Annotated in this window: 20 protein-coding genes; 10 read left to right on the plus strand and 10 right to left on the minus strand. The window is 60.7% G+C overall.

Going from position 1 to position 23,972, the window contains the following annotated elements; translation table 11 throughout:
* Nucleotides 1-54 precede the first annotated feature (54 nt).
* The 7 genes from BUB53_RS18905 (at nt 55) to arsJ (ending at nt 6,291) form a co-directional block, all read left to right on the plus strand.
* A complete protein-coding gene (locus tag BUB53_RS18905; protein WP_073037083.1) occupies nt 55-888 on the plus strand; it encodes a sulfotransferase domain-containing protein in 834 nt (277 codons plus the stop codon).
* Nucleotides 881-1,753: a sulfotransferase domain-containing protein gene (locus BUB53_RS18910; protein WP_073037085.1), complete on the plus strand. Its 873-nt coding sequence runs from the start codon at nt 881-883 to the stop codon at nt 1,751-1,753. The genes BUB53_RS18905 and BUB53_RS18910 overlap by 8 nt, the downstream gene beginning before the upstream one ends.
* 140 nt (nt 1,754-1,893) lie before the next feature.
* Nucleotides 1,894-2,340, plus strand: coding sequence for a hypothetical protein (locus BUB53_RS18915; RefSeq protein WP_229709593.1), 447 nt, complete (start codon nt 1,894-1,896; stop codon nt 2,338-2,340).
* Between the two features lie 66 nt (nt 2,341-2,406).
* Entirely contained in the window at nt 2,407-3,144 is a 738-nt protein-coding gene (locus BUB53_RS18920) for a heparan-alpha-glucosaminide N-acetyltransferase (protein ID WP_073037089.1), read from the plus strand.
* Nucleotides 3,145-3,194: 50 nt separating this feature from the next.
* Nucleotides 3,195-4,037 carry an arsenate reductase/protein-tyrosine-phosphatase family protein gene (locus BUB53_RS18925; protein ID WP_073037091.1) on the plus strand — a complete coding sequence of 281 codons (843 nt, stop codon included), beginning with the start codon at nt 3,195-3,197 and terminating at the stop codon, nt 4,035-4,037.
* Nucleotides 4,034-5,032 carry an ArsJ-associated glyceraldehyde-3-phosphate dehydrogenase gene (locus BUB53_RS18930; protein ID WP_073037094.1) on the plus strand — a complete coding sequence of 333 codons (999 nt, stop codon included), beginning with the start codon at nt 4,034-4,036 and terminating at the stop codon, nt 5,030-5,032. Before BUB53_RS18925 ends, BUB53_RS18930 begins: the two co-directional genes overlap by 4 nt.
* Nucleotides 5,033-5,055: 23 nt before the next feature.
* A complete protein-coding gene (arsJ, locus tag BUB53_RS18935) occupies nt 5,056-6,291 on the plus strand; it encodes an organoarsenical effux MFS transporter ArsJ (protein WP_073037096.1) in 1,236 nt (411 codons plus the stop codon).
* Here arsJ and BUB53_RS18940 read toward each other — a convergent pair.
* Nucleotides 6,280-7,518 (minus strand): lytic murein transglycosylase, encoded by a 1,239-nt coding sequence (locus BUB53_RS18940; protein ID WP_073037098.1) that lies wholly within the window; start codon nt 7,516-7,518, stop codon nt 6,280-6,282. The genes arsJ and BUB53_RS18940 overlap by 12 nt on opposite strands.
* A gap of 300 nt (nt 7,519-7,818) precedes the next feature.
* On the opposite strand from BUB53_RS18940, the gene BUB53_RS18945 reads away from it, so the two are divergent.
* The gene (locus BUB53_RS18945) at nt 7,819-9,558 is read left to right on the plus strand and encodes a SulP family inorganic anion transporter (protein WP_073037100.1); all 1,740 of its coding nucleotides are present in this window, start codon (nt 7,819-7,821) and stop codon (nt 9,556-9,558) included.
* A gap of 526 nt (nt 9,559-10,084) precedes the next feature.
* On the opposite strand, the gene BUB53_RS18950 is transcribed toward BUB53_RS18945, so the two are convergent.
* The 9 genes from BUB53_RS18950 to BUB53_RS18990 form a co-directional block, all read right to left on the minus strand.
* Nucleotides 10,085-10,702, minus strand: a complete 618-nt coding sequence (locus BUB53_RS18950; RefSeq protein ID WP_073037102.1) for a hypothetical protein — start codon at nt 10,700-10,702, stop codon at nt 10,085-10,087.
* On the minus strand, nt 10,680-11,864 hold the full coding sequence (locus BUB53_RS18955) for an XRE family transcriptional regulator (RefSeq protein WP_073037104.1): 1,185 nt from the start codon (nt 11,862-11,864) through the stop codon (nt 10,680-10,682). The genes BUB53_RS18950 and BUB53_RS18955 overlap by 23 nt, the downstream gene beginning before the upstream one ends.
* Nucleotides 11,861-13,231, minus strand: coding sequence for a 7-cyano-7-deazaguanine synthase (locus tag BUB53_RS18960; protein ID WP_073037106.1), 1,371 nt, complete (start codon nt 13,229-13,231; stop codon nt 11,861-11,863). Before BUB53_RS18960 ends, BUB53_RS18955 begins: the two co-directional genes overlap by 4 nt.
* Complete coding sequence (locus tag BUB53_RS18965; protein ID WP_143163284.1) at nt 13,228-13,791, minus strand: hypothetical protein; 564 nt, start codon at nt 13,789-13,791, stop codon at nt 13,228-13,230. The genes BUB53_RS18960 and BUB53_RS18965 overlap by 4 nt, the downstream gene beginning before the upstream one ends.
* Before the next feature lie 157 nt (nt 13,792-13,948).
* Entirely contained in the window at nt 13,949-16,126 is a 2,178-nt protein-coding gene (locus BUB53_RS18970; protein ID WP_073037110.1) for an ATP-binding protein, read from the minus strand.
* A gap of 26 nt (nt 16,127-16,152) precedes the next feature.
* A complete protein-coding gene (locus BUB53_RS18975; RefSeq protein ID WP_084729334.1) occupies nt 16,153-17,514 on the minus strand; it encodes a type II restriction endonuclease in 1,362 nt (453 codons plus the stop codon).
* The gene (locus tag BUB53_RS18980) at nt 17,511-17,969 is read right to left on the minus strand and encodes a very short patch repair endonuclease (protein ID WP_073037112.1); all 459 of its coding nucleotides are present in this window, start codon (nt 17,967-17,969) and stop codon (nt 17,511-17,513) included. Before BUB53_RS18980 ends, BUB53_RS18975 begins: the two co-directional genes overlap by 4 nt.
* On the minus strand, nt 17,962-19,230 hold the full coding sequence (dcm, locus tag BUB53_RS18985) for a DNA (cytosine-5-)-methyltransferase (RefSeq protein ID WP_073037114.1): 1,269 nt from the start codon (nt 19,228-19,230) through the stop codon (nt 17,962-17,964). The genes BUB53_RS18980 and dcm overlap by 8 nt, the downstream gene beginning before the upstream one ends.
* 150 nt (nt 19,231-19,380) lie before the next feature.
* Nucleotides 19,381-20,478 carry an AlbA family DNA-binding domain-containing protein gene (locus BUB53_RS18990; protein WP_159437875.1) on the minus strand — a complete coding sequence of 366 codons (1,098 nt, stop codon included), beginning with the start codon at nt 20,476-20,478 and terminating at the stop codon, nt 19,381-19,383.
* 521 nt (nt 20,479-20,999) lie between these two features.
* Between BUB53_RS18990 and BUB53_RS18995 the strand changes: the two genes are divergently transcribed.
* Together BUB53_RS18995 and BUB53_RS19000 are read left to right on the plus strand one after the other, a co-directional pair.
* Nucleotides 21,000-21,911 (plus strand): ArdC family protein, encoded by a 912-nt coding sequence (locus BUB53_RS18995; RefSeq protein WP_073037119.1) that lies wholly within the window; start codon nt 21,000-21,002, stop codon nt 21,909-21,911.
* A gap of 124 nt (nt 21,912-22,035) precedes the next feature.
* Nucleotides 22,036-23,508 (plus strand): RES family NAD+ phosphorylase, encoded by a 1,473-nt coding sequence (locus BUB53_RS19000; RefSeq protein WP_073037165.1) that lies wholly within the window; start codon nt 22,036-22,038, stop codon nt 23,506-23,508.
* Nucleotides 23,509-23,972 lie beyond the last annotated feature (464 nt).

The raw sequence follows: 23,972 nt of genomic DNA on the forward strand, positions 1-23,972 counted from the left end.
CGACTGCGATGTCGCCCGAGGCGACCGCCAAGCACAAACCAAAGACGCGAGATCATGAAGAAGAGCATTGTCTGGCTGGCCAGCTATCCCAAATCGGGCAACACGTGGACCCGGGCCTTTCTGGCCAATTATCTGGCCAATGCGAAAAAACCCATCGGAATCAATGATATCCACAAGTTCGGCGTGGGCGATAACATTGCCGAGATGTATCGCCGCGTGGGGGGCGGACAGTTCGACCTGAACGATGTGGAACAATCGGTCAGGTTGCGCGGGCGTGTTCTGGGCGGGATCGTGGCGAACAATGCCGACGTGAACCTGGTCAAGACGCATAATATCAATCGCGATGTCTATGGTATTCCGCTGATCCCGGTCGAGGTCACGCGCTCGGCCATCTACATCATACGAAACCCGCTGGACATGGTGACGAGCTATGCGCGCCATTTCGGCCTGACGGTGGAAGAGGCCGCGCACAGAATCTGCCATCCGCATAACGGCACGTCGCCTTATGAAAAGAATGTCGCCACCTTCATGGGCTCGTGGTCGGAACATGTGAGAAGCTGGACGAAGCGTTTGCCCTATCCGGTTCTGGTCTTGCGATACGAGGACATGCTGGCGCAACCCGAGGTGGAATTCACCAGGGTCGTCGAGCAATTCGGTCTGCCCGTGGACCGGGAGCGGCTGGACCGCGCGATCCGGCATTGCAGCTTTGACGAGTTGAAGCGGCAGGAGGACGAGCAGGGGTTTATCGAAGGGTCGGAATACACGGATCGCTTTTTCAACAAGGGGAAAAGCGGGCTGTGGAAGGATGAATTGAGCCGCCGCGTGATCAAGGAAATCAAGCGCGGCAACCGGGATGTCATGAAAAAATACGGGTATTACGATGAGTGATCTGCGGCGCATCATCTGGCTGGCCAGTTATCCGAAATCGGGCAATACGTGGATGCGCAGCCTTCTGGCGCATTATTTCATGCCGGTGGAGCATGCGCCGGACATCAATCATTTGCCGAATTTCACCACCGGCGACGTGCGCAAGGATTTCTTCAAGCGCGCCAATGGCGGCGTGCCGTTCCAGACCGACAGCGAAGAGGAATGGATGCGGGTGCGCTCCAAGGCGTTGCGCCTGATCGCCGCGTCAAAGCCGCATCATCACTTCGTCAAGACCCACTGCCAGACGATCCGCATGTTCGATCAGGATGTGATCCCGCCGGAACTGACCGCGGCGGCGATCTACGTGATGCGCAACCCGTTCGATCTGGCGCCGTCCTTCGCGCGCCATCAGTCCTGCGACATCGATACGGCCATCGACCGGATGATGAACACCAGCATGATGACCAAGACCGATGCGGGCATCTTCGAGATTCTGGGCAGCTGGGACGATCATGTGAATGTCTGGACGCAGGCCCCCGGCCTGCCGTTGCAGGTGGTGCGCTATGAGGATTTGCTGACCAAACCCGGCCCGACCATGCGCGCGTTGCTGGGCAAGTTCCTGAAAGTGCCGGTGGATACGAAGAAGCTGACCTATGCGATCAAGTCCACCAGTTTCGACGCGATGAAGAAGCAGGAAGACACCCTCGGGTTCGCCGAACGCCCGCCGGGAATGGAGCGGTTCTTTGCCAAGGGGCGCGCCGGGGTCTGGCGCGAGGATCTGACTCCGGCGCAGGTGGGGCGTATCCGCGAGGCGTTTCTGCCGACGCTGGAGCAATGGTATCCCGAGATGCTGGCCGAGACCGAGGCGTTCGCCGCCGCGGGCTGAGGTACGGGCGGCTTGCGCGTGCAGCCGGATGTATTACCTTGTGTTACAGACGCCCCGATCTTTGGGAAGGATGGAAAGGCCGTGACATGAGCATTTACAAAGCAATTTCAGTGGCTTGCCTTTCAGGGCTGGCTGCCTGCGTGAGTCCGGAACCCGCCGGGGTGGCCCGGCTGGGCAGCGATCCCGTGCTTGGCGGGGGGACTTATACCTCGGGCGGGGGCATCACCGTGGCCACCGATCTTCGCAATCAGGGCGGGCGCACGATGGTGTGCGGGGTCTGGGCGCAAAGCCGTCAGCAATCCATCCTGACCAAGCTGGTCGAGCGCAAGGTGCTGGGGAGCGGCGCGGTATATCTGGGCGAAGAGGCCGTTGTGCGTGGGCTGGTGTTCATGCGCGAGGTCGAGCCGCGTGCCGATTACGGCGGGGCCGAGGCGCAATGCGTGATCACCGAGCGGCCGTGGCGCGCAGGAGACGAAACGCGCCGGCCAACCGTGCGCATTCCCGGACAGGTCGTTGCCAATGAGAGCGACGAAACCGGCACGATGATCGTCGAGTTCAAACCGACGGGGCCGGGCGCGGGGCTGTAGGCCGGGGCCTGTCGGCCTGTCCGAAACCTGTTATCCTGCGGGCAGGCAATGGTGAGGCATGGCAGGATGCAGGCAATACCCCGCGGCAGGATCGCCGCCATAGACTATGCGCGGACCGTCGCGCTGCTTGGGATGGCGGTGTATCATTTCACCTATGATCTGACGGTGTTCGGGGCGTTGCCGCCGGGGATGGCCTCGCAAGGTATGTGGCGCGAATTCGCGCGGCTGGTGGCGGGCAGTTTTCTGGCCCTTGCCGGGGTCAGCCTGTTTTTGGCCCACGGGGAGGGGCTGCGGCTGCGGCCCTTTTTGCGGCGGCTGGCACTGGTGGGGCTGGCGGCGGGGGCGGTCAGCCTGGCGACCTGGGTGATGATGCCCGATTTCTTTGTTTTCTTCGGCATTTTGCATTCCATCGCGGTGTCCAGCGTGATCGGCCTGGCATTCCTGCGCGCACCGGGTGTGGTCACGCTGTTGGCTGCGGCGCTGTTTCTGGCGCTGCCTGCGGTGTTTCGCGCCTATGGGCTGTCGCCGGACTGGCCGGTCTGGCTGGGCCTGTCCGGCCTGAACCGTCCGACCATGGATTTCGAGCCGGTTTTCCCATGGACGGGCGTGTTCCTGACCGGGCTGGGCGCGGCGCAACTGACCGCCCGGCTGGGAGGATTGGATGCGCTCAGCCGCTGGAGGCTGCGCGGGGGGCGGGTGCACGCGGCCATGGCGTGGCCGGGGCGGCACAGTCTGGCGATCTACCTGATTCATCAGCCGGTGCTGTTCGGCGCGGTCTATGTCTGGGTGAATTTTATCCGCTGATCGGGAGGATGAGGCTTGCGACTCATTTATATTTCCAATATTCATGAAATATGGAAAAAGAAATCACCTCCCGCCTCGCCACTTTGGGTCATCCGCAACGATTGTCGATTTTCCGGCTGCTGATGCGCCGCTATCCCGACCGTGTGCCGGCGGGGGAGTTGGCGCAGGCCCTCGGGCTGAAGCCCAGCACGTTATCGGCCTATTTGTCGGCCCTGACGCAGGCCGGGCTGATCACGCAGGATCGCGCGGGTACGTCGCTGCGATACGCGCCGGATATGACAGAGGTGCGACGCACGTTCGATTATCTGCTGATGGATTGTTGTCGCGGGCGGCCGGATATCTGTTCGCCCGTGTCCCTGTTTTCCCCAGAAGGACCAGAGACCATGGACCACCGGAAATACAATGTTCTGTTCATCTGCACCGGCAATTCCGCCCGGTCGATTTTTGCCGAATCCATCCTGCGTATGGTGGCGGGGGACCGGTTCAACGCCTATTCGGCGGGGACGCGGCCCTATTCCGAACTGAACCCTTTTGCGCTGGAGGTGCTGCAAGCCAAGGGGCACGATATCGGCGCGCTGCGCTCCAAGAACCAGACCGAGTTTCAGGGGGCGGACGCGCCGCGGCTGGATTTCGTCTTTACCGTCTGCGATCAGGCCGCGAACGAGGAATGCCCGGCCTGGGACGGGCAGCCTGTCAGCGCCCATTGGGGGATGCCGGACCCGGTGCAGGCCGAGGGATCGGATGCCGAGAAAAGCCTTGCGTTTCAGGCGGCTTACGGAACGCTTTTGAACCGGATTACCGCGTTTGTCTCGTTGCCCATCGACTCGCTTGACCGGTTGTCGTTGCAGCGGGCGGTCGATGATATCGCCCGCGATGACGAGGGTTCGGCATGACCGTCTATGCGCTGAACGGACTTGGCCGGATGGGCAAGCTGGCGCTGCGGCCCTTGCTGGAGCGCGGCGCGCAGGTGGCGTGGATCAACGATGCGGTGGGCGATGCGGAAATGCATGCCCACCTGCTGGAATTCGATACGGTGCATGGCCGGTGGGATGCGGAATTTTCCCATGACGATCAGTCGGTTACCATCGACGGGGTGCGCATTCCGTTCATCGGGACGCGCGACTTGTCGGACCTGCCGCTGGACGGTGTCGATGTGGTGATCGACTGTACCGGCGCGTTCAAGACCGAGGCCAGGCTGGCCCCGTATTTCGAGGCGGGCGTGAAAAAGGTGGTGGTTTCGGCCCCGGTGAAGGACGGGCCGACGGCGAATATCGTCTATGGCGTGAACGAGGAGACCTACGATCCGGCGCAGCATCGCATCGTGACGGCGGCCAGTTGCACCACCAATTGCCTGGCGCCGGTGGTGAAGGTGATACATGAGGAAATCGGCATAACGCACGGGTCCATAACGACGATTCACGATGTCACCAATACGCAGACCATCGTGGACCGCCCGGCCAGGGATCTGCGGCGTGCGCGCTCGGCGCTGAATTCGCTGATCCCCACGACCACCGGCAGCGCCACGGCGATCACGCTGATCTATCCCGAGCTCAAGGGGCGGCTGAACGGCCATGCGGTGCGGGTGCCGTTGCTGAACGCTTCGATCACCGATTGCGTGTTCGAACTGGAGCGCGCGACCACGGCGGAGGAGGTGAACGCGCTCTTCAGGGCTGCTGCTGAGGGGCCGCTGGAGGGCATTCTGGGCTATGAGGAGCGCCCGCTGGTCAGTGCGGATTACACCAACGATACGCGCTCGGGCATCATTGATGCGCCGTCGACCATGGTGATCAACGGCACGCAACTGAAGGTCTATGCGTGGTACGACAACGAAATGGGATATGCGCATCGCCTGATCGACGTGGCGCTGATGGTGGGGGGCAGCCTGTGACGGCACGGGCGCGGCCCGAGGGGATGTCGGCCTATATCGCCGTGACGGCGGCCTATTGGGCCTTCATGCTGAGCGATGGCGCGCTGCGCATGCTGGTGCTGCTGCATTTCCACACGCTTGGGTTTTCGCCCGTTCAACTGGCCTATCTGTTCGTTCTTTACGAAATCGCGGGCATGATCACCAACCTGTCGGCGGGCTGGATCGCGGCGCGGTTCGGGCTGACAGCGACGCTCTATGCGGGGCTGGGGATACAGGTGCTGGCGCTGCTGGCGTTGGCGCAGCTCGATCCCGGCTGGGCAATCGGCGTTTCGGTCGCCTATGTCATGTGTGTGCAGGGGGCCTCGGGGGTGGCCAAGGACCTGGCCAAGATGTCGTCGAAATCGGCGGTCAAGCTGCTGGCCCCGCGCGAGGGGGCCGGGCTGTTTCGCTGGGTCGCGGTGCTGACGGGGTCGAAAAACGCGGTCAAGGGTGTGGGGTTCCTGCTGGGCGCGGCGCTGCTGGCGGGGCTCGGCTTTGCCGGTGCGGTCTGGGTGATGGCCGCCGTGCTGACGGCGATCCTGCTGGCGGTGGCGCTGGCCATGCCGCCGGGCCTGCCGCGCGGGCGCAAGGGGGCGAAGTTTTCCGAGGTGTTTTCGGATTCGGCCAATGTGAACTGGCTGTCGGCGGCGCGGGTGTTCCTGTTCGGGGCGCGCGATGTGTGGTTCGTGGTGGGCATCCCGATCTATTTCTACGCCGTTCTGTCGGACGGGTCCGAGGCCGGGAACCGCGCGGCGTTCTTCCTGATCGGCAGTTTCATGGCGGTGTGGATCATCCTGTATGGGGCCGTGCAGGCCGCCGCGCCGCGTGTCTTGCGCGCCGCCAGCCGGGATGAGGGCGCGTTGATCGCGGTGGCACGGGGCTGGGCGCTGGTGCTGTGCGTGGTGCCGGGGGGGCTGGCCGTGGCGGCATGGCTGGCGCCGCAACCCGCCGGGTGGCTGACCGTGGTGCTGGTGGCCGGTTTGCTGGCCTTTGGCGCAATCTTTGCCGTCAATTCATCGTTGCATTCCTATCTGATCCTCGCCTTCACGCGGGACGAGCGGGTGACGATGGATGTGGGATTTTATTATATGGCCAACGCGGGCGGGCGGCTGATCGGCACGGTGTTGTCGGGGCTGACCTATCAGGCGGGCGGTCTGGCGCTGACATTGGGAGTGGCGGCGGTGATGGTGGCGCTGTCGGCGCTGGCGGCGGGGCGGTTGCGCCCGGTCTCAGCGGGATAGCGCGGATGTCATCGCCGGGGTCGGGAAACAGGTGGCGGGATGGCCCGATGCCTCTTGCCAGCGGCCGATGGAACGGCGGGTCCTGAACCCCGGCAATCCGTCGGCGCCGCCCACGTCATGGCCCATGCCGATCAGCGCGCGCTGCATCGCCGCGATGTCCGAGCGGTACATGCGCCCCACATCGCCCCACCGGCCCTGAAAATCGCCGCTGCCGAACTGGATGCGGTCGCCCACATGACCGACGAAGAGGGCGTACAGGTCGCTCATGTTGTAATCCTTCAGCACGTAGAAATTCGGCGTGACGACGAAGGCCGGGCCGTGACGGCCCGCCGGCATGAGCAGAAACCCCTGGCCGCGCCGCTCATGCGCCGGGAAGGGGCGGCCCGAGACGCGGGCGATGCCCATCGCCTCCCATTCGGCGATCCGGCGGCCCTGATCGGGGCCTTCCAGCGTGCAGGAGACCTGCGGCGGCACGTTTACCTCGAACCCCCAGTCGCGCCCGGCGATCCAGCCGTGACGCGCCAGATAGGTGGCGATGGAGGCGATGGTGTCGGCCTCGGAGCGCCAGATATCGGCGCGCCCGTCGCCATCGCCGTCGGCGGCGTATTTCAGGAAGTTCGACGGCATGAATTGCGGCTGGCCCAATGCACCCGCCCAACTGCTTTTCATCGCCGCGCCGGGGGCATGGCCCGCCTGCGCGATTTGCAGCGCGGCGATCAGTTCATCGGTGAAATAGGGGGCGCGGGTGCTCATGAACCCCTTGGTGCCAAGCACCTGAAAGGCATTGTGCGGGATCGCGGCGCGGCCATAGGCGCTTTCGCGGCCCCAGATGCCCAGAATGATGCGCCCCGGCACGCCGGTGGCGCGTTCCACGCGGCTGAGGGTGGTGGCGTGGCGTCTGGCCATGGTCCGCCCTGTGCTGGTGGCCGCGTTCAGGTTGCCTGCGCTGAAATATTTCGCGGGCGCGCCGAATTCCGATTGCCGCTGCGTTTTCGGGGTGCGCGGTGCGCTGCCGGGCGGAACCAGATCGGGCAAGTCCCAGTTGAGACGGACACCCGAAAAGGCGCTGTCAAAGGTGGCGCGGCTGACGCCCCCGGCACGGGCGCGGGGCCAGATCGTTTGCTCCAGCCATGTGCGAAACTGCCGCTCGATGGCGGCGCGGTCCTGCGCGATGGCAGGGCCGGGCAGGGTGGCCAGGGCCATAAGCAAAAGAAGGGCGCGCAGCATGGCAAGCTCCGGTATCGGGACGCGGCCAGCATGGCGCAACCGCCCCCCGAGCGCCAGCAGGTAACGGGTGGGTCCGCCTGCCGGATGATGTCGCTCTGCCCTGATCGCCGGTCCGTGGCGGCGACATGCGCGACATCAGCAGATGGCACGGCAATGTGATTGTTCCGGTGGTGGACGTATTCCGATTGTGCAATATGTTCCTGCGCGGGGGGCGACACTCCGGATGTCGAACGGTAACGAAACCGAAACGCCGGGTCTTGTTCCCCATCTCTGATTGCCCGCCCGAAGGAGAGCTTGCCGATGCATCCGCTTTTGCGCCGTTATCTGCCCATTCTCGATTGGGGCCGGTCTTATAACCGTGCGGCATTGTCGAACGATCTGCTGGCGGCCGTGATCGTGACGATCATGCTGATCCCGCAATCTCTGGCCTATGCGCTATTGGCGGGGTTGCCGCCGCAGGCAGGGATTTATGCCTCGATCCTGCCGATCGTTCTCTATGCGATATTCGGCACCAGCCGGGCGCTGGCCGTGGGGCCGGTGGCGGTGGTGTCGCTGATGACGGCCTCGGCCATTGGACAGGTGGCCGAACAGGGCACCGCCGGGTACGCGGCGGCAGCGCTGACGCTGGCGCTGATGTCGGGCGGGTTTCTGGTGATGCTGGGGGTGCTGCGGCTGGGGTTTCTGGCGAATTTCCTGAGCCATCCGGTGATCGCCGGGTTCATCGCGGCCTCGGGCATCCTGATCGCGGCCAGTCAGCTCAGGCATGTTCTGGGCGTGCCGGCGCATGGGCATACCCTGTTCGCCATGGTCAATTCCCTGCTGGCGCATATGGGGCAGATCAACGGGCCGACCGTGGCGATCGGCGCGGGCGCCATGGCGTTCCTGTTCTGGGTGCGTAAGGGGCTCAAGCCGCGCCTGCGTGCGCTTGGGGTGGGGCCGGGCATGGCCGATACGCTGACCAAGGCGGGCCCGGTTCTGGCCGTGGTGCTCAGCACGCTGGCGGTGTGGGCGTTCGATTTGCAGGCGCGCGGCGTGGCCATCGTGGGGGAGGTGCCGCAGGGGTTGCCGCCGCTGACCGTGCCGGGACTGTCGCCCGATCTGCTGGGGCAGCTACTGGTTCCGGCGATTCTGATTTCGATCATCGGCTTCGTGGAATCGGTTTCGGTCGCGCAAACGCTGGCGGCGCGCAAGCGTCAGCGGATCGACCCGGATCAGGAGCTGATCGGGCTGGGCGCGGCCAATATCGGCGCGGCCTTTACCGGCGGGTATCCGGTGACGGGCGGGTTTTCGCGCTCGGTCGTGAATTACGATGCCGGGGCCGAGACCCCGGCGGCGGGGGCGTTCACCGCGCTTGGGCTGGCGATTGCCGCCGTGGCGCTGACGCCGCTGGTCTATTACCTGCCCAAGGCCACGCTGGCGGCGACGATCATCGTTGCCGTGCTGGGGCTGGTCGATCTGTCGATCCTGCGCAGGACATGGGCCTATTCGCGGGGCGATTTCCTGGCGGTGGCCATCACCATCGTCCTGACGCTGGCGCTCGGGGTGGAAACCGGGGTGGCGGCGGGGGTCGTCACGTCGGTTGGGCTGCATCTTTACAAGACGTCCAGACCGCATGTGGCCGAGGTGGGGCTGGTGCCCGGCACGCAGCATTTCCGCAATATCCATCGCCATGACGTGCTGACCGATCCGGGCGTGGTGACCCTGCGGGTGGATGAAAGCCTGTATTTCGTGAATGCCCGTTTCCTCGAGGATCTGGTGCAGGACCGTATCGCAAGGGGCGGTGGGCTGCGGCATGTGATCCTGATGTTTTCGGCGGTGAACGAGGTGGATTTCTCCGCGCTCGAAAGCCTCGAAGCGATCAACCGCCGCCTTGGCGAGTCGGGGATCGGGCTGCATCTGAGCGAGGTGAAAGGCCCGGTGATGGACCGGCTGAAAATGGTGCATTTCCTGCGGGAGCTGAACGGTCAGGTGTTCCTCAGCCAGTACGACGCATGGATGGCGCTGACGGGCGGGCGATCGGGCGCGGCGGCCCGCGCCTGAGCCTCGCGCCGTCGGGGGACGGTTGCACAATGGCGCAACTGGGATATATGGGGCGTTCGTGATATGTTGCACCGCCCCGCGCCCTGACGAACCGACCGCATGAACGTAACCCGCCACGCCAAGCTTTCCGTCGCACCGATGATGGATTGGGTTTATTTTATTTAAATAACAATTAGTTATAGGGGGTGGTGTGCATGAATTGCACGCGGAAGTTCTCGTCATTTTTCCTTTTCGCTCTTGCGACGTGACGCGAGTATGAACCCAATTGCTCGCCTGAACCGATGATGCTTGCCGCGTTTGCGCAAGGCTTCGCTATGAGACGCCTGATTAATCAACTGCCCGCCGATAGGGTGAGAGCGCCGTTGGGGTGTCCATGCCGCGTTAGGGCTGGAGGAGAGGCTTCCGGCGCCCGTCGCGGAGGTTTCCCCATGATCATGCAAGTTCTCAACGTTGGCCGCGACGCGCGCGTGGGCTACAGGGTAGATATCAATCGTGGCGAACCCAATCAGAAGCCTGCCGCATGTCGCTATTGCGCTGCCCGTGCAACGATCCGGCGCGGCAGGCTCGGACATTCCAGTGAACGCTGATTACCCAGCAGCGCGACAACGGTTTCGACGAGATGAGGCGGCACATGCATACGCGCATGGACGAGCGATGCATGCAGAGCCGTCATATGCTGATCGCCCAGTGCCGCCGCCACGCCCGAGTGCAGCATCATATCTGTCGTGGTCACCACCGGCGTTCCGCGATATTGGTCTAGACAAATGCGCCGCGCCTTCTTCTCGTCGATCAGCGCAACCGCGCAGTTTTCGACGGCATAGGCGATAGTTGCCGCTTCACCGTCATCGAGCGTGCGCGCCGCCGAGCCTTCCACAAGCGCCCTGTAGATAGGCTCTTCCCTGTCGCCGATTTCCACGACGCGCAGCAGGCCGCGCTTTTCCAGCGAGTGCATCGAGCCCGCATTGCCGTATCCGCGTCGTTCGCCTTCGATGACTTCATCAACGGCGTTTCTTGTGCCGTGCAGGACGCCGCAGGATGACGTGATAATGGTTTCGGCAAAACCGGATGCGTCGAGATTGATCAGAACGCTGGCATCGGCCACGAACAGGCGACCGGCGGGATCAGGAAAGCTTGAACAACTCATCGGCCTCGCTTTCCTCGCTATCAACATCCTCAACCAAAGCACGCACATCGAAACGGCTCAGCTTGAGCAGTCTGGCAAGCTGACCTTCGCTGTAAAGGTCCTGCTTCCATGCTTCCCGCGCCAGCAGCGCAATGCGTGGCGGGATCGGACCGCGTTTCGGCGAAAGACGGGCCAATCGGTTCGGCTCGTCGCCGATCACCTGGCGGGCCTGTTCATCGGAAATCCCGCCATTGGCCACAAACCAGTCCCACGTCCCTCTCTTTGCCAAGCCCAGCTCTTCCAGCCTTCGCGTCATCGCTTCTCGCGAAACGCCGAAAGCGTGCGCGAGCAGGATGATATGTCGCCGCGTCAGGCGCGATTGTCCCGCAGTCAGCTCAGCAAATCGCTGCCGCACGGCGCGCGCAGGCGTCAGGAAACAGCGTGCGAACGTATTCGCGTAGATTTCTTCGCGGGAAGAATGGCCCGCCTCAAGCATGACCGTTTCCGGCTGACGCCGTGCGGAAACAAAATGCGCCAACTCGTGAAGGGCCGTCTGGATGATCCGTTCTGGAGGGTGTTTCGAATTCAGCAGAATGCAGGCCCCGGCTTGCTCATCATAGGCAAACAGGCCGGAAACCTTCGGCGGAAGAGGCCGCAGAAACACCCGAATGCCGATCTGTAGCTCCAGTATGGAAATGATATCGAAGCACGGGCCGGAGCCCAGCCCGAGCCAGTCACGCAGCTCCTGCGCATCTTGTTCCGCCTGCGCCTTTACATTCCCTGGCAGGATCGGGCGTTCCGGTGGATAGTTTTGCTGGCGTGTCACGCCGAGGGCGTTTTCCAGCTCGACTTCCGCTCGCACAAGATCGTTCAGCAGGGCGACCGCCTCCATCACGTCATCTTCGGCGCTCTGCGTCAGCTTCCGGAAGCGCGGCACCAGATCGAGATGCACGGCTTCGCTGCGCAGGAAAGCGTTAGCCGATGATCCGTAGAGCGCCGCCAGCTTTTGAAGTTCGCCCGTGCGGATGTGGCGCTGGCCTTTCTCGATTGCGACAAGCGTCGTTCGTGCCACGCCGATGGACGCGGCGGCATCGGCCTGCGTAATCCGCGCGCCTTCGCGCGCGAGCCGAAGCCGCTCGCCCACGGCATGATCATCAATTCTGTCTTTCGTATCATTGTTCATCGACTGCCTCGCACCCAGTTGTGAAGGAACGATCCGTCGCCGAGCGAAGCGACGAACGCGCGCCATTCGCCCGCGTGTTCCGCGATCATTGCCTTGAGATTCTGTTCTGTCTGGACCGCCGACATACCAAGTGCCTCGGCGAGGACCAGTGCCTGCCGCCGCAGGACGGGACGACCGTCTTCCCTCGTGAGATCGGCAAGGTGGTCCAGATGCAGGACGCCTGCGATGGCGTACTCCCTGAACGACCTGTTTGCCTTCCGGAAGGTCGCTGGAACGCTGGCTTCCAGCTCGGGAGCCGACAGGTCCGCTGCGATGTAGGTATCGGCGGCTTCCGTCTGACCGGCGGCATGAACGCTCAGGCGGCGCAACATGCAGGCGGCACACGCGCCGCATTGCCGGTACTGTCCATCGACCGAACTCCACTGCGGGCCTTTCCAGCAGGAGCGCGTGCGCTTCCATTCGCCGTGATCGATCCCGAGACCGAGATAGGCGGCAAGCGTCTGCCCCTTCGTGTGCCAGATGCGGGGGAAGGTGTATTCGACACTGTGGCCAAACAATGCGCCGAGAAAGCGCTCCATTCGGCGCAGGAATGCCGGATGATTGCGGTAATCCGGATAGGCGTGCGCTACAGGAACCAGAACGGGGCCAAGTGCGCCCTGACCACTTTCCGGAATAATGATCTGTTCCGCCCGACAGATGTATGAAGCGAGCCCGCTGACGAGCGCGAAGCGGAAGCCGCGATTGCGCGCGCTCGGCTCCGGATTCGGGGCCGACTTCCCGAGCTTGTAGGGAATGCCCGTGAAAGGCTGGCCGCGACGCGGTCGGTCGCAGCGTTTCGTGCCAAGCCGGACCCTGACCAGTGCCTGACGGGCATCGGCACCGACCAGTCCGGCAACTGCGCGCGAATCCATCCCGTCGCTGAAAGCCAGCGTTGCTTTTGCATCTGGCGGCAGGTCGAGGGATTGCTGGCGCGGTGAAGGCTCCGCGTGAACGCGCTTCACGAACGTAAAATGCCAGCGATCCCCCGTCAGGAAGCCGAGCGCGTCATGCAACGCGTCCAGAACCTCGGGCGTGCTCCAGCGATCAGGTTCATGGACCGGCAGCCGGAGACGAAAGTCGCGCGCCCATTCCCGCACCGAGCGACGCAGGCTCCGGTCGCAATACTCCACCGCCGCCGCAACGACCATCGCGTCGAACACGACGGGTTCCCAGTTCGCGTTGGCGTAGGATTCAAGGTCCCGCGTCGAAAACCGGATGTCCCGTCCGAGGACGAGCGTATGGTCAGCACTCGCGCGTTTTGCGTCCGACTCGACAACCTCGACGGACAGCTTGCGGGAAATGGCGGGGTTTGGCGCGTCGATTATCATAGCTCCGGCCCCGCATCGATGCCGTCATGCCTGACCAGCTTTTCGGAAGGTCCACGTTTACCGGAGCCTTCCAGCAGGCTCCCTGCCAGCGCCGAGAAGTCAGAGCCATGCCGCGCTTCTTCCATCCGCCCCCGCACGTGGCGGGCATTATGGGCCAGTGCTTTCCGGTAGTAATGTTCTTCGATGCTGCGGAAATTGGCGCGCGCGCATTCTTCGAGAGCGCCCTCCGCAGCACGCTGACAGGCGGCTTCACCCGTAAGCCCGTCAGCCAGCGCCTCTTTGGCGCAGTCGATCAGGGCGTTTCCGGCAGCCGAGCCCGCACAGGCATATCGAAGCGCATCAAGCTGTTCAGGCCGTTCCGCCACGAACAACCCCGCCTGATCGCCGACACCCAACGCCTCTTTTAGCTGTTCGAACGGTGCATCACGAAACTCTCGACGGAGCGCAACCGGCAGCGCTTCGGACACCTCGCTGGCCGAGTACGCGGCCTTGTCGGCGCGCTCGGCCAGGTTCTTCCAGTGCTTGCCCAATGGCAAACTTCTGTGCGGTCCATCACTCATCACTTCACTCCATGTCAGGTATAATGGAGCAAAGGTCTGACAATGTCAAATTCGGCGTATATCTGGACCGTCAGCCCTAGTAATGTCGTCTTTTCAAAGGATTAGTATTGACCCTGTCGGGTGGGCAGTTCCGCGAGGTATCGCATGGATGTCAATTTCAAGCCTCGGCGCAGGCCTTAATGTCAGCAAACAGCGCTTTCAAATGATGACCCGACATGTCGAGGATCGGCTCGAACATGAAGGAGTTCAGGTGGATGTTCTCCGGAGTCATCAGGGCCACCCGCTTGACCGCGCGCAAGACCTTCTCGTCGCAATCTCCCGACCTCTCGTACCTGCGGATCAGTTTGCCAGTCTGGTGCTTCCCAATTGTGGCGACGTAGTCGGGTTCGTTTATCTCGTCGATCAAGACCTGTTCGGCTACGAGCCTGATGCCAACAGACAGCGCGATCTTCTGCTCAAGCGTCAGGTTATCATCGTCGAGCTCGCAAATCTGGCCGCACACCGTCATCACCAGATCGAAAACGTTTCCGCCGATGCCGCTGAAATCCGTGAATGATCCTTCGGCCAGCACCGACTGATACACGGTAAGGAGGTCTTGAACGGTGAGAGCCTGTGTCTGTTCCTTGACGTGGAGCAACGAGGTCAGCGTCTGGAACGCTGCTTCATTGCCAACATACTCGGCAAGATTCCGGACAAAAGGGATCGACGCCACCAGCACAACCGGAGTCTCGAGATTGTTCTTCCAGTTCTCGAACGGGTTGTCGCTGATGCTGTCGGGGATTAGCTGGAGTGCCCCGTTCAGTCGATTACATAGGAGCTTGTTGTCGCCATAGATTCTTAGACGGCCACGAACCGTTCTATAGAAATCATAGTTGTGAGTAAGAATGACGAGGTGAAACCTCTCTTCGGCGCGCATATCGTTCAGATACTCAATAATTGCGTATTTGTTCTTGTAGTCAAAAGAATCGGCAATATCATCGAGTACAACCAACGTCTCGATGCCGGCCTTGCGCCGCGCCTCAACCTCGAAGATGATGTTCAGAATGTATAGGGCGCGCTTTTCCCCATTGCTGAGGCCTCTGTCCAGAACGTTCCTATCCGTTTTTCTTGGTGCTCCGTTGTCCCGATCCTCTACATAAAAAGTAATCTGTGGCGCGGATACATTCAGGACAGCATCACCCTTATTTTCAACCTTGACTGTAAAGGGGACGGAGAACCGGTCATTGAATTGACTGATCACAGACTCCCACCGCGTCTGTTCTTTTTCGGCTTTGCCAATAATTTCCTTGATCTTCTCCTTGCTGGAGTCATATTCCTCGATCAGGTCGAAGTATTCACTGCCATTTTCGACCAGATAGGAAATCCAGACACGTTGTTTGAAGGCGTCGATATCCGACAGTTCCGCAACAACGAATGGGTTCTCGATCAGATAATCCCGAAAACTCCTGAGTTCGGCGGTGGTCAGGGTGCTGTCCACCTTCTGGAACATTTCGGCAAGTTTCGGGTCAGTGAGGATTTTCTGCTTCTCTGCTTCAATTGCGTCAATCAGCTCAGCTTCCGTCGATATCTCGCTTCGCTCGTCCCCGTGTTTCAGGTTGACCGAATGCCCGCCGTCAAACCAGCCGTTGGACTTGAGGTTCTTTGCAATCGTCTCTGCATTGCTATGGTTAAACACACCCTTTTTGAAGTAAAGCGAGCTATCGAGAATCTGTTCATAGATTTTCGTGTAGTCGTCGATTAGGGTCTTTACGTCAGAGTTCTGGAGAAATTCCAGAACCTTGTCGCTGAACAGAATCTTGTATTTCAGGCCGGAAAACTGGGAGTGCGCTCCTTCCTTGACCTCGCGCTCCAGACGCGCAAGTGCCACGAGCACGTCTTCCTTCCGGACCTTGAAGGCTCCGGCTATAGCAGCATCGATATCCTTGCTTAGTCCAGAAGGTTTTTTCAGCGCCTTGAACAGTTTCTCCTTCTTTTCGGCAATGCTGCCAAAAATCTCGTCGTAGCGCGCCTTGAGCTCTTCACTGGCGAGAAGCGTCGAAATGCGCGAGGACTGGTATTTTTCGTCAACAGAGTCGATGACGAACACGGATTCGCGGTCGATTGCCTCGCCGGTCTCATCGACAACAGAAAATTCACTTTTCCGCTCGGGGAAGAATATATCTTCGGGTTCCTTGTTGCTTGCGTACTGGCGCATGGTTTTCGCCAGCGAAGTCTTCATGACACCGTTCGGGGCATAGACAAGAACAGGCATATTGTTGTTGGAGAAATCGAAGGTATGCTCCAGGGCGTCGATTCCGTAGCAATTCTTCATATTCACTGAAACGGTAGTGGTCATCTATTATAGCTCACTCTCAAATTTTCTTATTGCCATTTTTCGATATTGGGACCGACAACGTTATCACAGAACTCCCGAAAGCTCAGGACATTTTTGTGATGTTTGTACTCGGTCTCGTTCTTGTCCCTCAGGCTTTCGGGGATGACCAGATGGACGCCGAAGGAGGCCATGTCTTCGATGGCATTGCCCGCGATGTTCTCGTCAACAGTGGTCAGGTGCAGCGCCCGTTTGCCTTTTTCCCGTTCGACCTGTTTCCAGCGCTCGCGCAACGTTGTCTTCGCGCTCAGGATCAGGCCGGTCTCGGCCTCGGGTTTCTTGGCGTTGATAAATTTGAGGGAGGGCAGGATGAAATCGGGCCGTTTGCGCGCTTCGATGATTACCTGCTTCTCGAAGGGGATACCGCCGCCCGTGAGCATGGCCTCGATGTGATGCTCGTAGGAATAACCGGCGCGGGACTTCCGCTGCTGGCTGGCCGATAGCAACAGGCGGTCGATCTCCGGCAACTCGTCCACCAGACGGCGGATCACGTGTGCCGCATCGACAGTGACGGGATCGTCGCCCATAACGATCCGGACAAGCGCCACCGCACGCTCTCGGCGCTGGAACTCGCGGAACAAGTCCCATTCGATGCTTCTGCTGATCTCGCGTAGCGCGTCGCCTGGATTGCCGATCTCGAAGGGATTCAGGGTGGTCAGCCCGTGGCGCTCAAGAAACTGGCCTCGCGCCATGCCCGCCAGATCTGTGGTGTTCGGCATCGCCGCGTTGGCGGCCGCGAACGGGATGATCTCGCCCGCCAGCCAAGCCTTGATGACCTGTTCGGCAAAATCGAGAATGCGCTCGCGCTCATCCTCGATGAGGCCCGCAGGATCGAACTTGCCGATAATGAACTCCGGCCCGAGGGCAAGCAATTCCGTCAGGTAAGCCGCATCATCGGAGCCGGAGTCTATCGTCATGCACTCGTACAGCGGTTCCGGCTCGCCCTCGATACGTCCCATCACAAGGAACGAAGCAGGCAGCAGATCGGAGAACAGCGCCTTCGGAAGCCGTGTCAGGTGCGTTTCCTGACCCTTGCTGGTGTAGTGAACCAGCCGCGTGTCCTTCGGCTCGTCCGAGGCTTGCGGCCAGACGACCCCGAAGAATCGTTCCCTGATTTCGTCGGCATCGGGATCGTCGCGCTCTTTGACCTTTAGTGCGGGAAAGAAACCGCCGTCGCGGTGCTCATGCGGGATGTAGATTCCTGCCTGGTGCTTGTTCTCGAAACGCGCCCAGTCACGGTCGTTGTTTGAGAGCTTCTTCACGAACAACTGGTCTGACTTTTCAAACAGGGCGAGAAGCAGATCGGTGTCGTTGGCCGGTTCGGAAAAAAGAAACTCGTTCTGCTCACTCATACAATATTCCCTGTAATCTCACCGGTTTCGCGGCCGGTGGCGAGCCATTCGCACAGCCGGTCCATCAGCGCCCCGAATTCAAGCCGAGTCTTCCCCTTAAGCGCGCATTCCCAGATCACGAGCCGCCGCCAGCCCTGATCGCGCAGGGCGGTCTCAACTTCGGCATCGCGGGCGCGGTTGCGGTCGATCTTATGCTGCCAGAATGCCGTGCGCGTTGAGGGCATCTTGAACAGGTGGCAGTCATGGCCATGCCAGAAGCAGCCATGAACGAAGACCGCCGCACGATAGCGCCGCAGAAAGAGGTCCGGCTTGCCAGGAATGGCAGGGGAATGGAGCCGGTAGCGATAGCCGCGCGCGTGGAGCGCCTTGCGGATCATCAGCTCCGGTTTTGTGTCCTTGCCCCTGATACCGGACATCATCCGGCTGCGCGTTTCCCTGTCTACGATATCAGGCAACGACCTTCTCTTCCTCCGCCGCAGCCTTGGCTTTCGTCGGCTGTGCCTTCTGTTCCGTTCCGGCTGTGCCGGTGATGAAGGGCTGCATGTGGCGGGCGACGGCCTCGACAACCGGCACGACAACAGCGTTGCCGAACTGCTTGTAGGCCTGCGTGTCGGATACCGGAATCTTGACCGGCTTTCCGTCGCGGCCATCGAAGCCCATCAGGCGCGCGCATTCGCGCGGGGTCAGGCGGCGCGGGTTCTTGCGCGGCCCCTGACTGACCAGAATCTCCGAGCCATCCTTGTAGTAGCGCGCCGAGAGCGTGCGGGCGGTATCGTCCGGCCCGACAAGACCGAAACCGAAGCCGTTACCGGCGGCACGGTGCTTTTCGGCGTAGCCCTGCAAATAGCCCCAAAGATGATCGGAGAGGGTGTATTTATCGAGCACCTTCGCCTTCGGTCCTGCGGTGTAGCGAAGCTCCGCATCCTCGCTACCGTCCTGCGGGTGCAGGATGGTGCTCATCTTCGGGCCTTTCGCCGTATCAGGCAGCACAAGATCATCCAGCGAGAAGCCGTTATTCTCCCTGAACCCGACAATGAATATCCGCTCGCGGTGCTGCGGGACGAACGACTTCGCATCGATGATGCGCGTCTGGATGTGGTAGCCCAGCTCTTCCGAAAGAGCGCGGCGGATCACCTCGAAGGTGCGGCCCTTGTCGTGGCTGACCAGATTCTTGACGTTTTCCAACAGGAAAGCTTTCGGGCGATGATGTTCGATGATGCGCGCGACATCGAAGAACAGCGTGCCTTGCGCATCGCACCGGAAGCCGTGCAGGCGTCCGAGCGAGTTCTTCTTCGACACGCCCGCAATCGAGAAGGGCTGGCAGGGGAAGCCCGCCAGCAGCACGTCATGCTCGGGGATGTCGCCGACCGGAACGGTCGTGATGTCACCGGCCACGTCATGGTCGCACTCGTGGTTCGCGAGATAGGTCTCGACGCAGAACCGGTCGCGCTCCGATGTGAACACGCACTTGCCGCCGATGGACTCGAAGCCCTTACGCATCCCGCCGATCCCCGCGAACAGATCGATGAAGCGGAACGCGCCCTGTGCGGGCGGTTTGCTCTTCGCGATGGCACGGAGCGTTTCAAGCGCGGCCTTGCGCGGCGCGCTCTCGCCGGTCTCCCACCTGTAGATGGTGCGCTCGCAGTAGCCCAGCTTCTCGACCGCCTGCGCGATGGAGTAGCCCGCTTCCTGCCTCAGTCTGGAAAATTCGTTCATGCTGCCCTCGTTTCTCTGGGAATCATTCTGACATGCTGTCAAAAGAACATCAAGAGAACGTAAACGATATCCTGGGGTTATCCCGTACCGGCGCCCCGTATGCAGTTGCTCCCGCACCCCAGAGGGTTGGCAGCCCCCGCCCGAGACGGTCTAGTGGCCTCCGACCCAGTTCCCGTCCTCATCGAAGTAAAAGCAGCGGTCAAAATCGAATGCATTCCAGAGAAAATCCATCTGCTCAGCTATTACCTGCTCGTAGTTCCCGTCATCACGGTACTCCGAGATCACGGTATGTGGCAGACGCAGTTCCTCCCGTTCGTAGGATGGTGGTTCATCCATAACCCGCATGGGATCGACACCCATCCGGACTCCATTCATCCCTGTAAACGAAATTCTAAGGAGTACCGGCGGCGATGCTTCGAGCGCGCGCAACCCGCCTATGTAGCTCGACAGCGACTGGATAAATCTTTCCGGAATGGCCAGAGACGGCAGAAGCCTGCGCCCATCTCGATCCGCAATCATGCTTGTGCTTGTTGCTTCTAGAGAGCCGTCTCTGAATACCTGAGTGTAGCCGTTGCACACTTCTCCGCCACGAAAAAGATTGAATCCGTCTAGGTTGACCCGCCACGACATTCCCGAAGCACCCATCGGCATGAATGCAAGGTGCTGCTCGCGCATCGCCGGAATCTCGATCCGCCGACCTGCACCTAAATCGGGGAGGGGAACGAGGTGCATGACTGTCACGCCCTTTTCAACAGGAATGGGCATCGGCGCATCACCAGCTTGGATGCGAAGCAACCTCTCTTCTATGAAAGTCTGGGCCTGTTCTTCGATGGTCCGTTGCTCACCAAAAAGACGACGCAACTCTTCCAAAGAAGGCTCATAGGCACCTGCCGAGTTTCGGGCGTAATAGCGGTTCGAATTCCTGAAAATTACGCGATGTGGCGGGTTGTAGCTGCGTGGCACGTGCATGGCGATTACATCGCCACCCGTAACGGCGACCCTTTTCATTCTGAGGCCCAGGACCGGCGGTTCGACACCGGAGCGAGCGATGTTTTCAAGGCGTAGCAGTTCCTGATCAACGTCCATGCCCGAGAGCGGCGACAGGGCAATTGCTGTTCCATTGTCTTCTTCAACTCCGATGACGAGGTGACCGCCAAGAGTGTTGGCGAACGAAGAAATGTCTTTCAGCAACTCCTTCTTGTCGCCATCCGATGTGCCATAGGTCGCTTGCTTGAATTCGAGATGCACAGTCTCCGAAGCGCCAGCGCTGACCAAAGCCTCGATGGTCTACGTATCAATGTCGTCAAAGTTCTTCCCGAAAAGCATCGCCACCCCAATAATTCTTCCGTCGCCGTCAACTGACTATAGCGGCGTAACCTGCTGGAAATCCATACTCTTTTCCGACATAAAATCAAAGGTCCACAGATATTTTCTGGGCGCACCGCTGGCGCGGACGGGCCCTTGTGAACCAAGCCCGCCCTTGGCGGTCGTGGCCGTCCGGCGGCGATCCCTTGCGCAGGTATAGCCAGCCCTGACGGGCTGACGTTTCTTTTTTCAGTTGGGGGCCTGCGGCCCCGTCCTCCGTCAAGACCAAGCCCTCCGCATATGCTGCGGGCGCAGCCAGCGGTCTCCCCGTCCTTCCGCTCTTCGTTTGTGCAGGACGGGTGATCCCCCTCCGCTGTCTGCGGTCCTGACGGTCTCCCCCCCGCTCATTGGCGCGGGCCTAGTCCGGTTGCATGTGCAACCGGCTTTGAAAGGAGAAAAGGCCAATGAAACAGGATATTTATCAGAAAGTTACAGACAAGATCATTGCCGATCTGGAGCAAGGCGAACTGACATGGCACAAGCCATGGTCAGCCGGAAACATGGACGGGCGGATCATAAAGCCGCTGCGCCATAACGGCATGGCCTATAGCGGAATCAACGTGCTGATGCTCTGGGGTGCGGCTATGGAAGGCGGCTATATCTCGCCGTTCTGGATGACCTACCGCCAAGCCAAGGAATACGGCGCACACGTCCGCAAGGGCGAGCGCGGCAACCTCGTTGTCTATGCCAACACCATCATCAAGACCGAAGAGCAGGACGACGGCAGCGAGGAAGAGCGCAAAATCCCGTTCATGAAGGGCTATAGCGTGTTCAACGTCGAGCAGATCGAAGGGCTGCCCGAACATTTCTACAGCAAGCCGGAACCCGTCATCGATCCCGCGCAGCGGATTGAACATGCCGAAGAATTCTTTGCCGCCACGGGTGCAGACATTCGCCATGGCGGGAATTCTGCCCATTACAGCGGCGGCAGCGATCATGTGCAGATACCGCATTTCGCGAGCTTTCGCAGCCCCGAAGCCTATTATGCGACCTTGGCCCACGAGCTGACTCACTGGACGAAGCACGAAAAGCGCCTTGACCGTGAGTTTGGACGCAAGCGGTGGGGTGATGAAGGCTACGCCCGCGAAGAGCTGGTCGCCGAGCTGGGCGCGGCTTTCCTGTGCGCCGATCTGGCCCTAACGCCGGAGTCTGGCACCGATCATGCCGCCTACATCCAGAGCTGGCTGAAGGTCTTGAAGAACGACAAGCGCGCGATTTTCAGCGCCGCCGCCCATGCGCAGCGTGCAGCGGATTTCCTGAACGGCTTGCAGCCCGTCATCAAGGAACCCGAACAGCAGGAAGGAGTCGCCGCGTAAGCGGCGGCTCTGCCTAATTTCGCGGCTGGCCGTACGGCCAGCCGCTCCTACCCAACGTTGGTCAACTTGCATAGTGATGCCGCAGAACGGTAGTCTGATCACTTTCGAGAATTGCGAGCCGACGATGCCAGTTGACCAAGAAGAATGCGAAGAACTTGAAGAAAAGAGGATTTGTGCCGGATGCATCTGCGAGGCATATCTTTCTTCGTGCGTTGAAGCCGAGGGCCAGGAGGACGAATGCTCGTTCTGCGATAAAGAGCTTGCCTGCATCACCCTCGAAGACATGGCGGATCGTATCGAGGCGGCATTTGAAACGCACTATTCTCGGACATCTGATGAGCCAAATTTTTATGAGTCGATGATGCTCCGCGACAAAGAGCTTGACTATGATTGGGAACGAGACGGTCAGCAGACGGTCTATGCCATCATGGACGCCGCCAACATCTCCGAAGACATTGCCCGCGACATTCAGGCCATTTTGGAGTATCGCCACTTTGATTTTGAAGAGGCGACCATGGGGATCGAAGCGGAGTTCTCGGCGGATGCCCACTACGAAGAGATTATGCCGAGAGACGAGCACTGGCAGAACGAGTGGGACAGCTTCGAGAAGCAGATCAAGACCGAGGCGCGTTTCTTCAGTCGAGCCGCTGCCGCGCACCTGAGTGCGCTGTTCGACCGTATTGATGAAATGCGCACCGCTGATGGGCGCTCTCTCGTTGAAGACGCCGGACCTGACACCGAAATCGCCCATCTCTATCGGGGGCGAGTATTCCAGTCGGAAGACCCCTTGCGGACGGCCATGCAGCGACCTGATCTTGAATTGTCCGCCCCGCCCGCTTGGGCGGCTGCATCAGGCCGGATGAATGCCAAAGGCATATCGGTTTTCTATGGGGCAACCACACCCGAGATTGCGTTGGCAGAGGTGCGACCTCCCGTTGGAAGTTCCGTCGCCCTCGCCAGATTCGAGATCGTTCGGCCCTTGAGACTGCTTGATCTTGCGGCCTTGGGAGATGTCCTTGAGCGCGGGAGTATCTTTGATCCCGATTATGCATACCGCCTTGGAAGGATGATGTTCTTGCGGACGCTAAGCCGTAGAATGTCGCGGCCCGTCATGCCGGACGATCAGGAGATGGAGTACCTGCCGACACAGGCCATTGCAGACTACCTGTCTACTGAAGGGCAAATCCCGTTGGACGGTATCCTGTTTCCGTCCGTGCAAGTTGGTGGCAATGGAGTCAACGCCGTCTTGTTCCACAAGGCATCTCGCTGCGAAGAGCTTGAAATCCCTGACGACACAGAAATCACGGCACGGACATACTCGATGTATGAAGATGGACCGGAACCTGATTTTTCGGTCAGCGAGAAAGTTCCGCCAGTCGAGGATGACTGCGCCGAGGGCGACAAGGACAAGAATCGCAGCTCCTTCGAGTTTTTGGGGAACGATTGGAACGAGTGGTTTGACGGTGATCCGCGGGAGATGACGCTCAGGATCGACGTCGAGTCCCTTTGCGTCCACGAAGTGAACGCGATCCAGATAGATACGCAAAGCCATTCGGTGCGCCGTCATCGTTTCGAGAAACGCGATTACGACTTCTAGTACGGATTGATCAACAGCTGGCCTTCTAGCCAACTGCCAGCGGATCAAACACCTGACGCACACGGTGCAAGTTCATCTGCGGTCGATGGGTCCATGGTGCTGGCGTAGGGTGGTTCGGCGCGGCGTTTACCGGCCTCCTTGCGCCCGGGCTGAGCCTGGCGGTTGGTCTGGGCCGGCTCATGCTTATCCGAACGATCTGGGCGCGTCTCCTGATGCCCTCCTGGACTTGGTAATTGATGTTCGCCGTCATTGACGCCCTCGCGGTCGGAATTTCCGCCTTCCTCTGCGTTGCGGGCATGACCGCCGTCGGCCTTTCGGATGGAAACCTCGCGCGCGTCTGGCAACGTCGCGGAGGTTATCGGGAGGAGTAGCTCAGGGCGGGATTGCCATACTCGTCGTCTGGATGCGGGTATGGGAGTGATGAGCGCGGATCGGCGTGAGACCCATGTCTCGGTCGGTGGAAG

This window comes from Roseovarius pacificus (assembly GCF_900142665.1).
In the GTDB taxonomy this organism is placed as follows: domain Bacteria; phylum Pseudomonadota; class Alphaproteobacteria; order Rhodobacterales; family Rhodobacteraceae; genus Roseovarius; species Roseovarius pacificus.

Excerpts from the sequence above, each read along its gene's own strand:
- BUB53_RS18970 (WP_073037110.1), bottom strand. The coding sequence starts at position 16,126 with ATGACCACTACCGTTTCAGTGAATATGAAGAATTGCTACGGAATCGAC.
- BUB53_RS18975 (WP_084729334.1), bottom strand. The coding sequence starts at position 17,514 with ATGAGTGAGCAGAACGAGTTTCTTTTTTCCGAACCGGCCAACGACACC.
- BUB53_RS18955 (WP_073037104.1), bottom strand. The coding sequence starts at position 11,864 with ATGAACAATGATACGAAAGACAGAATTGATGATCATGCCGTGGGCGAG.
- BUB53_RS19000 (WP_073037165.1), top strand. The coding sequence starts at position 22,036 with ATGCCAGTTGACCAAGAAGAATGCGAAGAACTTGAAGAAAAGAGGATT.
- BUB53_RS18965 (WP_143163284.1), bottom strand. The coding sequence starts at position 13,791 with ATGAGTGATGGACCGCACAGAAGTTTGCCATTGGGCAAGCACTGGAAG.
- BUB53_RS18925 (WP_073037091.1), top strand. The coding sequence starts at position 3,195 with ATGGAAAAAGAAATCACCTCCCGCCTCGCCACTTTGGGTCATCCGCAA.
- BUB53_RS18950 (WP_073037102.1), bottom strand. The coding sequence starts at position 10,702 with ATGAGTTGTTCAAGCTTTCCTGATCCCGCCGGTCGCCTGTTCGTGGCC.
- BUB53_RS18960 (WP_073037106.1), bottom strand. The coding sequence starts at position 13,231 with ATGATAATCGACGCGCCAAACCCCGCCATTTCCCGCAAGCTGTCCGTC.
- BUB53_RS18910 (WP_073037085.1), top strand. The coding sequence starts at position 881 with ATGAGTGATCTGCGGCGCATCATCTGGCTGGCCAGTTATCCGAAATCG.
- BUB53_RS18940 (WP_073037098.1), bottom strand. The coding sequence starts at position 7,518 with ATGCTGCGCGCCCTTCTTTTGCTTATGGCCCTGGCCACCCTGCCCGGC.
- BUB53_RS18905 (WP_073037083.1), top strand. The coding sequence starts at position 55 with ATGAAGAAGAGCATTGTCTGGCTGGCCAGCTATCCCAAATCGGGCAAC.
- arsJ (WP_073037096.1), top strand. The coding sequence starts at position 5,056 with ATGTCGGCCTATATCGCCGTGACGGCGGCCTATTGGGCCTTCATGCTG.
- BUB53_RS18995 (WP_073037119.1), top strand. The coding sequence starts at position 21,000 with ATGAAACAGGATATTTATCAGAAAGTTACAGACAAGATCATTGCCGAT.
- BUB53_RS18920 (WP_073037089.1), top strand. The coding sequence starts at position 2,407 with ATGCAGGCAATACCCCGCGGCAGGATCGCCGCCATAGACTATGCGCGG.
- BUB53_RS18945 (WP_073037100.1), top strand. The coding sequence starts at position 7,819 with ATGCATCCGCTTTTGCGCCGTTATCTGCCCATTCTCGATTGGGGCCGG.
- dcm (WP_073037114.1), bottom strand. The coding sequence starts at position 19,230 with ATGAACGAATTTTCCAGACTGAGGCAGGAAGCGGGCTACTCCATCGCG.
- BUB53_RS18930 (WP_073037094.1), top strand. The coding sequence starts at position 4,034 with ATGACCGTCTATGCGCTGAACGGACTTGGCCGGATGGGCAAGCTGGCG.